This window comes from Chromobacterium vaccinii, from assembly GCF_000971335.1.
In the GTDB taxonomy this organism is placed as follows: domain Bacteria; phylum Pseudomonadota; class Gammaproteobacteria; order Burkholderiales; family Chromobacteriaceae; genus Chromobacterium; species Chromobacterium vaccinii.
In genome coordinates, this window is record NZ_JZJL01000024.1 from 13,988 (window position 1) to 28,020 (window position 14,033).

The following is a 14,033-nucleotide window of genomic DNA, read 5'->3' on the forward strand; positions in this document are numbered from 1 at the left end:
TTGAAAGAAAAAGCCAGCTCCTTGGAGCTGGCTTTTTTCATGACTGGAAAGCCGGGTTTGCCTAGCGGGCCCGGCATTGTCGCGTCTAGAAGATGGACAGTCCGGTGCGGGTGGTGAAACGGTCCAGCGCCTCCAGGCCCAGTACCGAGTTGCCGCGGGCATCCAGCTGAGGACTCCATACCGCGATGCTCATCTTGCCCGGAATCACCGCCAGCAGGCCGCCGCCGACGCCGCTTTTCACCGGCAGGCCGACGCGGTAGGCGAATTCGCCGGCGGCGTCGTAAGTGCCGCAAGTCAACATGACGGCGTTCACCTGTTTGGCCTGGCTGCGAGTCAGGTATTGTCGTCCGGTTTGGGGCGAGGCGCCGTGGTTGGCCAGGAACAGGCCGGCGCGGGCCAGCTCGAGGCAGCTCATCGAAATGCTGCAGTTGTGGAAGTAATGATCCAGCACCGTCTCCACCGGATGGTCGAGGTTGCCGTAGCTTTTCATGAAGTGGGCCAGCGCCGCGTTGCGGTCGCCGTGCTCGCGCTCCGAGGCGGCGATCGCCTCGTCGGCGGCGAGACGGGGGTTGCCGGCCTCATTCCGCAGCCAGGCCAGCAGCTGCAAGTGCGCGTCGCCAAAATGGCTGATTGCGCGGTCGGTGACCGCCAGCGCGCCGGCGTTGATGAAGGGATTGCGCGGAATGCCGTGCTCGTATTCCAGCTGCACCAGCGAGTTGAACGGATTGCCGGACGGTTCCTTGCCGACGTGGCGCCACAGCGCCTCGCCGTCGGCCTGCAGCGTCAGGGCCAGCATGAAGGCCTTGCTGATGCTTTGGATGGAGAACGGGACGTCGGATTCGCCGCAGCCATATTCCTGTCCATCCAGGGTGTGGATGGCGAAGCCGAACTGATGCGGCGACACCGAGGCCAACGCCGGGATATAGTCGGCGACTTGGCCGCGGTCATAAAACGGCAGCACTTGCTGCCGGATATCTTCAATGAGCGCTTGCAGATTCATTGACAGATTGTAAGCACTTGCCGGCAGCCCAGTCTAGAAGCTGTAGCGCTGTTCCAGAACCTCGACCGGCGCGTCCAACTCAAGCACGCCTTCGTTGCGAGCGCGCAGGTTCATGCCGAAGCAGACGCCTTCATCCTGGCGGCGGGTGCGGACCAGGGTCTGCAGCGGCTCGCCATCGGCGCGCTTTTCGCCCAGGTCCGGATCCACGGTGGTCAGCACGCAGCGCGCGCAGGGTTTCATCACGTCGAATTCAAGGCCGCCGATGCGGATCACCTGCCAATCGTCTTCTTCCCACGGATACGCGCCGCTCACGACCAGATTGGGACGGAAGTGGCGCAGCGTGACGGGCTCGGGGAGCTGGCGGTTCAAATCGTCGAGCGAGGCCTGGTTGACCAGCAGGAAGGGATAGCCGTCGGCGAAGCTCATCTTGTCGGAGCCGCCCTTGAACGCGCGGTTGGATTGCGCGCCCAGCCACAGCAGCCGGCATTCGCAGCCGAGGAGATCGGCGAACCAGGCATCGACGCGCTCGTCGCCGTGCCAGGCCTGGAAGCCGTCCTTCCAGACCTGGGCCGGATGAGGCCGGGTGTATACGGTGGCCATCGCGAAGATCGGCGGTTTGCCGGCGCGATGCAGCAGCACGCCGCCCGGCAACAGCTCGGCGCGGACGGTGACCAGTTGGGGATGCGTGCGCGCGGTGATCTGTTGGCCGTCCGGGCTGACCAGCAGCCATTCGCGGTCGTGAAGCAAGCCCAGCTTGCCCGCATAGGCGCGGTCGAAGGCGATGCCGCGGCAGGATTTCACCGGATGGACGAACATGGCGCTCAGGTGCATGGGGGTCTCCATTGTCGTATAGACGGCATGCTAGCACGGAGGCGGCGGGGGACGGGCGCGGCGTGCCGATTTTCAAGCATGGCGCCTGGATGGGAGCGGCAAGTTGTAACGCGGGCATTGCATATCTGTGATCGGCCATTTACATTGAGATGCCCGCCGCTTATTGTCGGACTGTCATGCGATGGCCGGCGCTGTCGATGGAGTGGATGTTTCATGCCATCTGGGAAAATGGAGGGCAAAATTTGCGAGAAGGGAATTGTTCGTTGAGCTTTATGCTTATTCGGACTAAACCTGAGTAGAGGCTTACAAGATAACAGCGCCCGATGCCGCAAGCCCGCGGTCGATGCGGCCTGGCAAGTAATTGGGGATGAGGAGGAAGTGTAATGCGCTCTTTGCGTGTCAAGCTGATTGCAGTGATTGCCCTGCTGCTGGTATTGCTGGGTATGGTGATTACCGTGCTGGTTTACGGCCAGATGCGGAATGAGATCGTCCGAGGCGTCGATAATGAGTTGGGCGGCACCTCCAAGGGCTACTCGGCCCTGGTGAGCAGCTGGTACAAGAGCAAGGTGGGCGTGGTGATCGCGGCCAATCCGCTGGTGGGCACGCCGGATCCGCGCCAGACCCTGGCCAGGATGAGCCAGGCCGGCGGCTTCGACATGACCTATATCGGCACCGCCGATCATGTGATGATCCGCTCCGACATGAAGCCGCAGCCGCAAGGCTACGATCCGGTGGCAAGGCCGTGGTATCAGCAGGCGTCGGCCAGCGGCAACCCCGGCGTATCCGATCCCTATGTCGATTTCGACACCAAGAAACTGGTGGTGACCTTCGTGTCGCCGGTCAAGGACGGCAGCACGCTGAAGGCGGTGGTCGGCGGCGACATCTTCATCGACGACCTGGTCAAGACCGTGCTGTCGGTCAAGCTGCGCGGCAACGGCTACGCTTTTCTGGTGGACAAGAGCGGCAAGGTGATCGCCCACCCGGACGCCAGCCTGACGCTGAAGCCGCTGTCCGAGAAAGTCCCGGAGCTGACCAGCGATCGTCTGACGAAACTGGCGACCGATACCACGATGCAGGAGGTCAACATCGGGGGCGAGAGCAAGCTGATCGAGGTGCAGCCTGTGGAGGGCACCAACTGGCTGCTGGGCGTGGTGACCGACGAGTCTGTGGTCACCGGGCCGCTGAACACCTTGCTGCTGACTGTGATCGGCATCGGCGCGCTGTGCGTGTTGATCCTGATCCCGGTGGCGAGCGTGATGCTGAGCAAGATGCTGGCCGGGCTGGGCCGCCTGCGCAACGCGATGCTGGAAATTTCCCAGGGTGAAGGCGACCTGACCCGCCGCATCCAGGTGACCGGCCAGGACGAGATCGCCGAAACCGCCACCGCGTTCAACCGCTTCATCGGCCAACTGCAGAAGATGTTCATCGCGGTGAAGGAAGAGGCCGAACGGGTGACCGGCGGCGTCGAGAGCGTGACCGACACCGTGGACAAGGTGGCGCACGATTCGCGCCAGATTTCCGACGTGTCCAGCTCCAACGCGGCCACGCTGGAGGAGATCACCGTCAGCATCTCGCACATCGCCGACGCGGCACGCGAGGCGGACGGCCTGGTCAACCATACCGGCCAGGTCTCCAGCGAGAGCGCGCACGGCATGCAGCAGATCTCGCAGGAGATGAACAGCACCGTCGAGGCGGTGAAGGGACTGTCCACCATGCTGGGCTCGCTCGATCAGCGTTCGCAGCAGATCAGCGGCATCACCAATGTGATCAAGGACATCGCCGACCAGACCAATCTGTTGGCGCTGAACGCGGCGATCGAAGCGGCGCGCGCTGGCGAAATGGGCCGTGGCTTCGCGGTGGTGGCCGACGAGGTGCGCAAGCTGGCCGAGCGCACCGGCCAGGCCACGGTGGAGATTTCCGGCATGGTCAGCACCATCCGCGAGGAAACCAGCCAGGCGGTCAGCAATATGCAGCGCACCGTCAGCTCGGTCGACGGCGGCGTGGAGCTGACGCTGGGCGCGGTGCAGCGCATCGAGAAGATCCAGCAGGCGATGCAGGAGGTGATGGCCAAGATGAACGAGATAACCTTGTCCACCAGCGAGCAGCACAAGGCCACCACGATGATCGCCCAGAGCACCGAGCAGATCAATGGCCGCATCGTCGACAGCGACGACGCCTTGCAGACCGTGCGCGACACGCTGTCCGAGCTGTCGCACTCGGCCAGCAGCATGCGGCAGCTGTTCTCCAGCTTCCGCGTCTGATCGACCCGTCCCTCAAGCCCGGCATGTCCGGGCTTTTTCATGCCTGCGAGCCTTGCGCTTGATCGGAATGCGCAAAACGGCGTGGCGGCGGGGGGCATCCGTTTCTAGAATGATTTTGTAGTCGAACTATCAAAACAAGCACGAATACGTGCGGAGTTGGGGAAGGAGCGGGAAATGGCAAACGCAGGCATGAGCTTGAAGGCCCGCCTGGTCGGCTTGATGGCGCTGGTGGTGGCGGTGGTGTGCGGCCTGGGCGTGGTATCGGTGTACAACCAGCGCCAGGTGATGCTGCAGGACAGGCAGGACAAGGTGCGCAATCTGGTGCAGAGCGCGGTGGGCCTGGTATCCAGCTACGAGAAGCTGGTGGAAAGCGGCAAGATCGGCGAGGCCGACGCCAAGCGCATGCTGTCCAAGGCGCTGAGTTCGATGCATTACGAGAAGGCGGATTATTTCTTCGCCTATGACTCGGACTGGAATTACGTCGCCCACGGCGCCAAACCGGAACTGATCGGCAAGAACCTGGCCGGAGTGAAGGATCCGAACGGCATCGAGTTGAAGACGCTGTTTCAGAACGCGATTTCATCGCCGGGCGGCGGAGGTTATGGCGAGTACGTGTGGAGCAAGCCCGGCTTCGATCAGCCCCAACCCAAGATTTCCTATGTCACCACCACGCCGAAGTGGCATTGGATCGTCGGCACCGGCATTTATCTGGACGATGTTTCAGCCGCCTTCCATCGGGAGTTGTTGTGGCTGGGCGGCGTGCTGGCGGCGGCGCTGCTGGTGCTGCTGGGCATGGGCGGCATGATATTGCGCAATGTGCTGAGCCAGCTGGGCGCCGATCCGCAGGAGACGGTGGCGGTGGTCAAGCGCATCGCCGCCGGCCATCTGGACGAGGACGTGGCGGTGAAGGAGGGCGATCAGGACAGCCTGATGTCCGCGGTGGGCGCGATGCAGCGCGAGCTGGAGCGGCTGGTGCGCGACATCATAGACGGCGCCAACCAGCTGTCCCAGGTCAGCAGCAAGGTGACCGGCGAGGCCGAGGCGGTGGGGCGCGGCTCCGAGCAGCAGAGCGCGGCGGCCACGGCGATGGCGGCGTCGATCGAGCAGCTCACCGTCAGCGTCAATCACATTTCCGACCGCTCGCAGGATGCGCGCAACCTGGCCAACGAGTCCGGCACGCTGTCCAAGAGCGGCGGGGCGGTGATCGCCGAGGCGGTCAGCGAAATGCGGCGCATCAACGACGCGGTCGACCAGACCTCGGGCATCATCACCAGCCTGGCGGACAAGACCCAGACCATTTCCAGCATCATGCAGGTGATCAAGGATATCGCCGACCAGACCAATCTGCTGGCCTTGAACGCGGCGATCGAGGCGGCGCGGGCCGGCGAGATGGGGCGCGGCTTCGCGGTGGTGGCCGACGAGGTGCGCAAGCTGTCCGAGCGCACCGCGCAGGCGACGCAGGAAATCGCCTCCATGATCCAGGATGTGCAGCAGGGGGCCGAGCACTCCCGCCACAGCATGGAGGAGGCGGTGTCGCGGGTGAAGGCGGGGCTGGGGCTAGCCGAGCAGGCGGGTTCCGAGATCGCCCGCATCCAGGACAGCGCCAGCGGCGTGGTCGACGTGATCGGCGATATTTCCCACGCGCTGAAGGAGCAGAGCGCGGCCAGCCAGACCATCGCCCAGCACGTGGAGCAGATCGCCCACAGCGCCACCAGCAACGCGTCGGCGTCGCAGTCGGCGTCGCAGGCCATCCATAATATGCACCAATTGGCGGCCAATCTGCGGCAACTGGTGTCGCGCTTCTCGGTAAGAGGCTGAGCGGCGCGGGGGGCGCGGGGGGCGCGCGGGAGTGGATGCGAAAAGCCCGGCAGCGCGCCGGGCTTTTTTGATCAATGCGGCCTAGTGCTGGCCGCGGCGGCGCCAGCCCAGCAGCAGGGCCAGCAGCAGCAGCGCGCCGCAGCCGATGATGACCGGCAGGTTGCCGACGCGCATGTAAGGCGTCAGACCCTGGCGGCTCTGGGCGAAACCGGTCAGCACCTGTGCGGTGAACGGGGCTGCCACCGCCGAGATTTCGCCGTCCGGGCGGATGATGGCGGTCATGCCGTTATTGGTGGCGCGCAGCATGTAACGGCCGGTTTCCAGCGACCGGGCCTGCGATAGCTGCAGATGCTGGCTCATCGCCTCGCTCTTGCCGAACCAGGCCAGGTTGCTGACGTTGGCCAGGATGTCGGCGCGGGCGGCCGGGCCGATCAGCTCCTCGCCGAAGCTATCCTCGTAGCAGACGTTGAACGCCACCTTGTGCCCCGCCAGCGTCAGCGGCGCCTGATCCGCGCCGCCGCGGCTGAAGCCGGACAGCGGCATGTCCATGTGCTGGTAGATCCAGCCTATCAGGCCCGGCAGCGGCACGAACTCGCCGAAGGGCACCAGGTGGTCCTTGGCGTAATAGGGCATTTTCGGATCGGACAGCGCCACCACCGAATTCAGATAGCCGCGGCCGTCGTTGGTGCGGCGCGGGATGCCGCTGGCCAGCGCCATGCCGGCGCGGGACGCTTCGCCGCGGATCATCGACAGATAGCCGGACGGCAGATCGTCGAGGAACAGCGGCAGCGCGGTTTCCGGCAGGATCATCAGGTCGGCGCGGGTCATCGCCACTTGGCGGTAATAGGTGAGCAGCGAGTTTTCCAGGTTTTCCGGCGACCATTTCAGCTCCTGGGCGATATTGCCCTGGGCCAATGCCACCGTGATCGGCTTGCCGACCGGATGGGTCCACTCGATGTCGCGCAGCCACACGCCGCTGCCCCAGATCAGCGCGGCGGCGATCAGGATGCCGATCCGCTGCCGCATGCCGGCGCGCGCGAGCATGGCCAGCGCGCCGGCGGACAGCGCCACCAGGTAGCTGACCAGATGAATGCCGCCGACCGGCGCGTAGCCCGCCAGCGGGCTTTCGGTGATCTGCGAATAACCGGCCGCGCCCCAGGGAAAGCCGGTCATCACCCAGCCGCGCAGCCATTCGCCCAATTCCCAGGCGGCCGGGAAGGCCAGCAGCCAGCGCACGCCGGGCCGAGGATCGATGCGGCAGGCCAGCCAGGAGGCCAGGCCCGGGTACAACGCCAGATAGGCCGGCAGCAGCAGCACCAGCGGCGCGGCGATCCAGGCCGGCAGGCCGGCCACGTCGTGCAGGCTGTCGTAGATCCAGCGAAAGTTGCTGACATAGGCGCCCAGTCCCCAGGCATAGCCTATCCAGAACGCGCGGCGCGGCTCGCGCTGCAGCAGCTCGACCAGCGCGGCAAGCGTGATCGGCATCAGCCAGAACAGCCGATAGGGGGCGAAGGCAAACAGGGTGAGGGCGCCGGCCAGCGCGGCGGCCAATAGCAGGATCAGGATTCGCATGGGGCTTGTTGCAGTTGAATACGAGAGTTGCAGCCGGCGGCTGCCGGCTGCATTCAGCATAGCCTTATTCGGCCATGTCGAGGGAGGCCTGGATGCGTTCCACCAGCAGGGTGTCCAGGCGGCGGCTGTCGGCGCGCAGCACGGTGAAGCGCAGGCCGGCGGCTTCTATCTTCTCGCCGCGCTTGGGCAGGTGGCCGGTCAGCGAGATCACCAGGCCGCCGACGGTGTCGACGTCGTCGTCGGCGTAGTCGGTGCCGAAGTAGTGGTTGAAGTCCTCGATCTCGGTCAGCGCCTTGACGCGGTAACGCTCGTTGCCGCGCACCGGCACGATGTCGTCCTCGTCGTCGTCGATGTCGTACTCGTCCTCGATGTCGCCGACGATCTGCTCGATCACGTCTTCGATGGTCACCAGGCCGCAGACGCCGCCGTATTCGTCGACCACCACCGCCATGTGGTTGTGGGTGGCGCGGAAGTCGCGCAGCAGCACGTTCAGCGGCTTGGACTCCGGCACGAACACCGCCGGGCGCAGCACGTTCTTCAGATTGAAGGTGGAGGGCGCATGGAAGTAACGCAGCAACTCCTTGGCCAGCAGGATGCCTTGCACGTCATCCTTGCTTTCGCCTATCACCGGGAAGCGCGAGTGGCCGGAATCGATCACGGTCGGCAGGAAGCGGGCGATGGGGTCGTCGATGTTCAGCACGTGCATCTGGCTGCGCGGAATCATCACGTCGCGCACGGTCAGCTCGCTGACCTCCAGCACGCCTTCGATCATGCCGAGGGCCTCGGCGTCGAGCAGGTTGCGCTCGAAGGCGTTGTGCAACAGCTCGATCAACTCCTCGCGGTCTTCCGGCTCGCGCAAGAGCATGGTGGACAGGCGTTCAAGCCAACTGGGTCGCGGTTTACTGGGGTCTTCCATTTCTTAGATGTGCTCCTCGTGGTAGGGATCAGGATATCCTAGCTGTTTAACGATTACGGTTTCAAGCGCTTCCATCGCTTCGGCCTCTTCGTCCTCTTCGTGGTCGAAGCCCTGCAGGTGCAGCATGCCGTGCACCAGCAGGTGGGCGTAGTGGGCCATCAGGTCCTTGTTCTGCTCGGCGGCTTCCTGCTCCACCACCGGCGCGCACAGCACCAGATCGCCGAACAGCGGCAGGCCGGCCACCGGCTCGCCTTCGTTCAGCGCGAAGGACAAAACGTTGGTCGCATAATCCTTGCCGCGGTAGTCGTTGTTGAGCTGACGGCCTTCAGCGGCGTCGACGATGACGATGCTGATCTGAGCCTGCTTGACGTCGCGGCGCAGCGCGGCCTGGCAGGCGCGGCGGATCAGCGCGGGCTCGGGCAGGAGGCCGGCGTCGCTGCGCACGTCCAGGGTCAGCTCCAGCCGCTCGGCCAGGCGGGTCAGCAGCGGGTTGCGTTTAGCTTTTTTCATCTTGCTTGCTTTGGTAATGGTCGTAGGCGTCGACGATTTTCTGCACCAGCGGGTGGCGCACCACGTCGTTGCTGTTGAAATGATGGAAGTGGATGCCGCGCACATGGTCGAGGATGCGCTCCACCTCGACCAGGCCGCTCTTCTGGTGGCGGGCCAGGTCGATCTGGGTGACGTCGCCGGTGATCACCGCGCGGGAGCCGAAGCCGATCCGGGTCAGGAACATCTTCATCTGCTCCGGCGTGGTGTTTTGCGCCTCGTCCAGAATGATGAAGGCATGGTTCAGCGTGCGGCCGCGCATATAGGCCAGCGGCGCGATCTCGATCAGGTTCTTCTCGAACAGCCGGGTCACGCGGTCGAAGCCCATCAGATCGTACAAGGCGTCGTACAGTGGCCGCAGGTACGGGTCCACCTTCTGCGCCAGGTCGCCGGGCAGGAAGCCCAGCTTTTCGCCGGCTTCCACCGCCGGGCGCACCAGCACGATGCGCTTGACCGCGTCGCGCTCCATCGCGTCCACCGCGCAGGCGACGGCGAGGTAGGTCTTGCCGGTGCCGGCCGGGCCGATGCCGAAAGTGACGTCGTGCTGCTGGATGGCCTTGATGTAGCGAGCCTGGTTCGGCGTGCGGCCTTTCAGGTCGCCGCGGCGGGTGGCCAGCACCGGCGACTCTTCCTGCTCGGCGGTGGATTGCTGCTGGCGCAGCTCCACCAGCGTCAGTTGCACGTCGTCGACCGAGATGTCCTGTTTCTCCGCCAGCAGGTAGAGCCGGGTCAGCGCCTCCACCGCCAGCTTGGCGGCCGGGCCCTGCGCGCGGAAGGCTTCGCCGCGGCGCTGGACGACGACGTCCAGGCCGGTCTCCACCTGTTTCAGGTTTTCGTCCAGCGGGCCGCACAGGCGGGCCAGCCGTTCGTTGTCCACCGGGTTGAAGCTGAGGGATTCGCTAGTGCTCATGCGTGTGCAATTGTTCGCTTAACTGTTGAAAAACGGCGGCGTGGCGGTCGTGTGACACATGACAGGCCGCCATGCCCAGCCGGCGCGCCGGCTCGATGTCGCGCTCCAGGTCGTCGCCCACCATCAGGCAATGTTCGGGAGCGAGGCTTTCCAGCGCCAGCGCGTGGCGGAAGATGCGGGGGGCCGGTTTGGCGGCGCCGGCGTCCTCCACGGTGACGACGTGGCGGAAGTGGTGGGCGATGCCCAGGTGCGCCAGCTTGGCCTGCTGCTGTTCGGCGCCGCCGTTGCTGACGATGATGCGGATCAAATGGCGGGTGGCGTCGAGAAAGTCCGCCGCGCCGGGCGTGAGCCGGCGGTGGCGGCGGTAGGCGTCCATATACGGCTGGAACAGCCGCGCGGCTACGTCTTCGGCGACATGCGGCAGGCCGAGAAAGTCGCGCAGCCGTTCGTGGCGCTGCTGTTCTATCGTCAGCTCGCCGGCTTCGAAGCGCCGCCAGTGGCGGTCGACGCAGGCGCGCCAGCGGCGGAACAGCTCGGGTTCGGATTCGGCGAAACGGGCGGCATGCGGCCCGATGAAGGCGGAAAACGCCTGATGGGTGGCGTGGCTGTCGTCGAACAGCGTGTCGTCCAGGTCCAGCAGCAGGGCCTTGATGCCGCTCGCGTTCATGCTTCCTTCAGGCTTTCCAGCCCGGGGGCGGTCATGCCGGGCACGAATTCGATGATGTCGTAGCGGGCGACGCCGCCCTGGGCGAACGGGTCCTTCGCCAGGCGGGCCTCCAGCGCCGCGCGTTCGCCGCGCGCCAGGATCACGCCGCCCTCGCGCGGCACCTTGCGGCCGGAGGCCAGGAAGGCGCCGTCGGCGTAGGCTTGTTTCAGCCAGGCGACGTGGGCATCCAGCAGCGCGTCGACATCGGACAGCGGGGCGGTATAAGTCAGCGAGACGACGAACATCTTGAAATCCTCCGTATCGGAACCAGCCGAGCATACGCCGCGAGATGCGCATTGCATAGCAAGCCGGCTCCGTTCACGGTCAGGCGATCTCGTTGATCACCACCTCGCCGGCCAGCGAGTGCGGGCGGGCTTCGGTGATTCTGACATCCACCGTCTGGCCCAGCAGGCGCGGATGGCCGGCGAAGTTGACCACGCGGTTGTTGGCGGTGCGCGCCGCCAGCATCGCGGCGTCTTTCTTCGAGACGTTTTCCACCAGCACGCGCTGCACGGAGCCGACCATCGCCTTATTGATCTCGAAGCCCTTGGCTTCGATCACCTCGTTCAGCGCTTCCAGACGGCGCACTTTCTCGGCGTGCGGGGTGTCGTCCGGCAGGTTGGATGCCGGCGTGCCCGGACGCGGGCTGTAGATGAACACGAAGCTGAAGTCGAACTCGCAGTCGCGCACCAGTTTCAGCGTCTGTTCGAAGTCGGCCTCGGTTTCGCCGGGGAAGCCGACGATGAAGTCCGAGCTCAGGCACAGGTCCGGGCGGATCGCGCGCAGCTTGCGGATGATGGACTTGTATTCCAGGCCGGTGTAGCCGCGCTTCATCGCCATCAGCACGCGGTCGGAGCCGCTTTGCACCGGCAGGTGCAGGTGGGAGACCAGCTTGGGCAGCTTGGCGTAGCAGTCGATGATGCGCTGGCTGAACTCGCGCGGGTGGCTGGTGGTGAAGCGGATGCGCTCCACGCCCGGGATTTCGTGCACGTACTCCAAGAGCAGCGCGAAGTCGGCGATCTCGCCGTCGCTCATCAGGCCGCGGTAGGCGTTGACGTTCTGGCCCAAGAGCGAGATTTCCTTGACGCCCTGGGCGGCGAGGCCGGCGATCTCGGTCAGCACGTCCTCGAAGGGGCGCGACACTTCCTCGCCGCGGGTATACGGCACCACGCAGAACGAGCAGTACTTGGAACAGCCTTCCATGATGGAGACGAAGGCCGCGCCGCCATCCACCTTGGCCGGCGGGATGTGGTCGAACTTCTCGATCTCGGGGAAGGAGATGTCCACCTGCGAGCGGCCGCTCTGCTTGCGGCTCTCGATCAGGTCCGGCAGGCGGTGCAGCGTCTGCGGGCCGAACACCACGTCGACGAAGGGCGCGCGCTTGACGATGGCGTCGCCTTCCTGGCTGGCCACGCAGCCGCCGACGCCGATGATCAGATTGGGGTTGGCTTCCTTCAGCGGGCGGATGCGGCCGAGGTCGGAGAACACTTTCTCCTGAGCCTTTTCCCGCACGCTACAGGTGTTGAACAGGATGACGTCGGCTTCTTCCGGGTTGTCCGTCTTGACCATGCCTTCGGCGCTGCCCAGCACGTCCGCCATCTTGTCGGAATCGTACTCGTTCATCTGGCAGCCGAAGGTCTTGATGTATACCTTCTTCATTGCTACTCGGTTTCCCGCTGGTATTCGGTTTCAGGGTTGGATCTGGGCCTGGCGCTGTTTCAGCGCCTTGACCTCGTCGTCGCCCAGCGCCCAGATGCGGTTGATATTGCCTTGCTGATCGAAGGTCACGCCTATGGTGCGGCCTTTCAGAGCGTTCAGTTGCCCGCTCAGCAGGAAGCGGTTGTGCTCATCGAACACGCGCAGGCCGGCGGCGAGCGCGAAATGCTGCGGTTCGACGGCGATCAGCGCCGTCAAGCGCTGCAGCAGCGTGCGGTCGGAGCGGACGAACTCGATGCCCGAGTCGTCGACGCCGGCCAGCCTGCCCATGACCAAGCCATCGGGCAGCAAGCGGCCTGCCGACGAAGGCAGGGCGAGGCAGAGCAGGCACAGCGTGGCGATGAGTTTTTTCATAGCAAATTGAACGCGTTGCGCGCGATTCTATCATAGCCGGCGGCCGATCCGGCCAAATGTTCAGGGGCAGGCCGCTGGCGGCATGCCTCAGGCGGAGGCTTCCGCGGGGCGGCCGTAGCGCTCGGCCAGCGCGAACATCATCGGGTTGAGCAGGATGGACACGATGGCGCCGGCCAGGATCAGCGCCTGGCCGCGCGCGCTGAGCAAGCCCAGCGACATGCCCAGCCCGGCCAGGATGAAGGAGAATTCGCCGATCTGCGACAGGCTGGCGGCGATGCGCAGGCTGGTGCGGCGGCTGCGGCGGAACAGGCGCACGATGCCGTAGGCCGCCGCCGATTTGCCGACCACGATGATCAGCACGGTGGCCAGCAGCACCGGGGTGTCCTTCAGCAGCACTTCCGGATCCAGCAGCATGCCCACCGACACGAAGAACAGCACGGCGAACGCCTCGCGCAGCGGCAGCGATTCCTCGGCGGCGCGGTGGCTGAACGGCGATTCCGCCATCACCATGCCGGCGAAGAAGGCGCCCAGCGCGAACGAGATCTGGAACAGCTGGGTGGCGCCGTAGGCCACGCCCAGCGCGGTGGCCAGCACGCCCAGCCGGAACAGCTCGCGGTTGCCGGTATGGACGATGCGCTCCAGCATCCACGGTATGAAGCGGCGGCCCACCAGCAGCATCAGCGCGACGAAAGCGGCCACCTTGGCCATGGTCATCGCCAGCGTCCAGCCCAACTGAGCCAGCGACGGCGCGGCCTGCCCGCCGCCCAGCGCGCCGGCGAAGGCCGGCAGCAGCACCAGGGTGAGCACCATCACCAGATCCTCCACCACCAGCCAGCCCACCGCCACCTTGCCGTCCTCGCTGTCCAGCCAGCCGTATTCCTCCAGCGCGCGCAACAGCACCACGGTGCTGGCCACCGACAGCGCCAGGCCGAACACCACCCCCTCGCCCAAGGGCCAGCCGAGGAAATGGGACAGGCCCATGCCCAGCAGCGTCGCGACCGCGATCTGCACCAGCGCGCCGGGGACGGCGATGGCCTTCACCGCCATCAAATCCTTGATCGAGAAATGCTGGCCGACGCCGAACATCAGCAGGATCACCCCCAGCTCAGCCAGCTCCGGCGCCAGCGCGGTATCCGCTTGGAAGCCCGGCGTGAACGGGCCGACCAGGATGCCGGCGCAGAGATAGCCCACCAGCGGCGGCAGCCTGAGGCGCAAGGCCAGCGCGCCGAGCGCGAAGGCGAAGACCAGGCCGCCGACGATGGTGGTGATCAAGGGGGTGTCGTGAGGCATGGGCGGAATTCCGGTTGAATGGCTGGATGATATAAAGACGGAATATCGGGAACCGAGTTCCGATAAATTTATTTTTTATTCAACTTTCATTTTGGCACGAAGCCGTCCCGCGC

Annotated in this window: 13 protein-coding genes; 2 read left to right on the forward strand and 11 right to left on the reverse strand. The window is 65.2% G+C overall.

From position 1 onward, the window contains the following. Nucleotides 1-85: 85 nt before the first annotated feature. Together VL52_RS13000 and VL52_RS13005 are read right to left on the reverse strand one after the other, a co-directional pair. Complete coding sequence (locus VL52_RS13000; RefSeq protein WP_046157409.1) at nucleotides 86-1,000, reverse strand: glutaminase; 915 nt, start codon at nucleotides 998-1,000, stop codon at nucleotides 86-88. Between the two features lie 33 nt (nucleotides 1,001-1,033). Next, a complete protein-coding gene (locus VL52_RS13005) occupies nucleotides 1,034-1,831 on the reverse strand; it encodes an MOSC domain-containing protein (protein ID WP_046157410.1) in 798 nt (265 codons plus the stop codon). Between the two features lie 383 nt (nucleotides 1,832-2,214). Here VL52_RS13005 and VL52_RS13010 point away from each other — a divergent pair, with 383 nt between their 5' ends. Together VL52_RS13010 and VL52_RS13015 are read left to right on the forward strand one after the other, a co-directional pair. Further along, entirely contained in the window at nucleotides 2,215-4,092 is a 1,878-nt protein-coding gene (locus VL52_RS13010) for a methyl-accepting chemotaxis protein (protein WP_046157411.1), read from the forward strand. A gap of 174 nt (nucleotides 4,093-4,266) precedes the next feature. After that, nucleotides 4,267-5,910 carry a methyl-accepting chemotaxis protein gene (locus VL52_RS13015; protein ID WP_046157412.1) on the forward strand — a complete coding sequence of 548 codons (1,644 nt, stop codon included), beginning with the start codon at nucleotides 4,267-4,269 and terminating at the stop codon, nucleotides 5,908-5,910. A gap of 81 nt (nucleotides 5,911-5,991) precedes the next feature. Here the strand turns inward: VL52_RS13015 and lnt are convergent, their stop codons facing one another. The 9 genes from lnt to VL52_RS13060 form a co-directional block, all read right to left on the reverse strand. Next, nucleotides 5,992-7,482 carry an apolipoprotein N-acyltransferase gene (lnt, locus tag VL52_RS13020; protein WP_046157413.1) on the reverse strand — a complete coding sequence of 497 codons (1,491 nt, stop codon included), beginning with the start codon at nucleotides 7,480-7,482 and terminating at the stop codon, nucleotides 5,992-5,994. 64 nt (nucleotides 7,483-7,546) lie between these two features. Beyond that, on the reverse strand, nucleotides 7,547-8,398 hold the full coding sequence (locus VL52_RS13025) for a CorC family transporter (RefSeq protein ID WP_021477432.1): 852 nt from the start codon (nucleotides 8,396-8,398) through the stop codon (nucleotides 7,547-7,549). A gap of 3 nt (nucleotides 8,399-8,401) precedes the next feature. Next, nucleotides 8,402-8,908 (reverse strand): rRNA maturation RNase YbeY, encoded by a 507-nt coding sequence (ybeY, locus tag VL52_RS13030; protein ID WP_046157414.1) that lies wholly within the window; start codon nucleotides 8,906-8,908, stop codon nucleotides 8,402-8,404. After that, entirely contained in the window at nucleotides 8,895-9,854 is a 960-nt protein-coding gene (locus tag VL52_RS13035) for a PhoH family protein (protein WP_046157415.1), read from the reverse strand. The genes ybeY and VL52_RS13035 overlap by 14 nt, the downstream gene beginning before the upstream one ends. Then, complete coding sequence (locus tag VL52_RS23315) at nucleotides 9,844-10,521, reverse strand: HAD family hydrolase (RefSeq protein WP_052729283.1); 678 nt, start codon at nucleotides 10,519-10,521, stop codon at nucleotides 9,844-9,846. The genes VL52_RS13035 and VL52_RS23315 overlap by 11 nt, the downstream gene beginning before the upstream one ends. Then, nucleotides 10,518-10,805 (reverse strand): YciI family protein, encoded by a 288-nt coding sequence (locus tag VL52_RS13045; RefSeq protein ID WP_046157416.1) that lies wholly within the window; start codon nucleotides 10,803-10,805, stop codon nucleotides 10,518-10,520. The genes VL52_RS23315 and VL52_RS13045 overlap by 4 nt, the downstream gene beginning before the upstream one ends. Before the next feature lie 79 nt (nucleotides 10,806-10,884). Then, on the reverse strand, nucleotides 10,885-12,219 hold the full coding sequence (miaB, locus tag VL52_RS13050) for a tRNA (N6-isopentenyl adenosine(37)-C2)-methylthiotransferase MiaB (RefSeq protein ID WP_046157417.1): 1,335 nt from the start codon (nucleotides 12,217-12,219) through the stop codon (nucleotides 10,885-10,887). Between the two features lie 30 nt (nucleotides 12,220-12,249). Next, on the reverse strand, nucleotides 12,250-12,630 hold the full coding sequence (locus tag VL52_RS13055) for a hypothetical protein (RefSeq protein WP_046157418.1): 381 nt from the start codon (nucleotides 12,628-12,630) through the stop codon (nucleotides 12,250-12,252). Nucleotides 12,631-12,717: 87 nt separating this feature from the next. Next, entirely contained in the window at nucleotides 12,718-13,920 is a 1,203-nt protein-coding gene (locus VL52_RS13060; RefSeq protein ID WP_052717378.1) for a cation:proton antiporter domain-containing protein, read from the reverse strand. Nucleotides 13,921-14,033 lie beyond the last annotated feature (113 nt).

Excerpts from the sequence above, each read along its gene's own strand:
- VL52_RS13000 (WP_046157409.1), bottom strand. The coding sequence starts at position 1,000 with ATGAATCTGCAAGCGCTCATTGAAGATATCCGGCAGCAAGTGCTGCCG.
- VL52_RS13005 (WP_046157410.1), bottom strand. The coding sequence starts at position 1,831 with ATGCACCTGAGCGCCATGTTCGTCCATCCGGTGAAATCCTGCCGCGGC.
- VL52_RS13010 (WP_046157411.1), top strand. The coding sequence starts at position 2,215 with ATGCGCTCTTTGCGTGTCAAGCTGATTGCAGTGATTGCCCTGCTGCTG.
- VL52_RS13015 (WP_046157412.1), top strand. The coding sequence starts at position 4,267 with ATGGCAAACGCAGGCATGAGCTTGAAGGCCCGCCTGGTCGGCTTGATG.
- lnt (WP_046157413.1), bottom strand. The coding sequence starts at position 7,482 with ATGCGAATCCTGATCCTGCTATTGGCCGCCGCGCTGGCCGGCGCCCTC.
- VL52_RS13025 (WP_021477432.1), bottom strand. The coding sequence starts at position 8,398 with ATGGAAGACCCCAGTAAACCGCGACCCAGTTGGCTTGAACGCCTGTCC.
- ybeY (WP_046157414.1), bottom strand. The coding sequence starts at position 8,908 with ATGAAAAAAGCTAAACGCAACCCGCTGCTGACCCGCCTGGCCGAGCGG.
- VL52_RS13035 (WP_046157415.1), bottom strand. The coding sequence starts at position 9,854 with ATGAGCACTAGCGAATCCCTCAGCTTCAACCCGGTGGACAACGAACGG.
- VL52_RS23315 (WP_052729283.1), bottom strand. The coding sequence starts at position 10,521 with ATGAACGCGAGCGGCATCAAGGCCCTGCTGCTGGACCTGGACGACACG.
- VL52_RS13045 (WP_046157416.1), bottom strand. The coding sequence starts at position 10,805 with ATGTTCGTCGTCTCGCTGACTTATACCGCCCCGCTGTCCGATGTCGAC.
- miaB (WP_046157417.1), bottom strand. The coding sequence starts at position 12,219 with ATGAAGAAGGTATACATCAAGACCTTCGGCTGCCAGATGAACGAGTAC.
- VL52_RS13055 (WP_046157418.1), bottom strand. The coding sequence starts at position 12,630 with ATGAAAAAACTCATCGCCACGCTGTGCCTGCTCTGCCTCGCCCTGCCT.
- VL52_RS13060 (WP_052717378.1), bottom strand. The coding sequence starts at position 13,920 with ATGCCTCACGACACCCCCTTGATCACCACCATCGTCGGCGGCCTGGTC.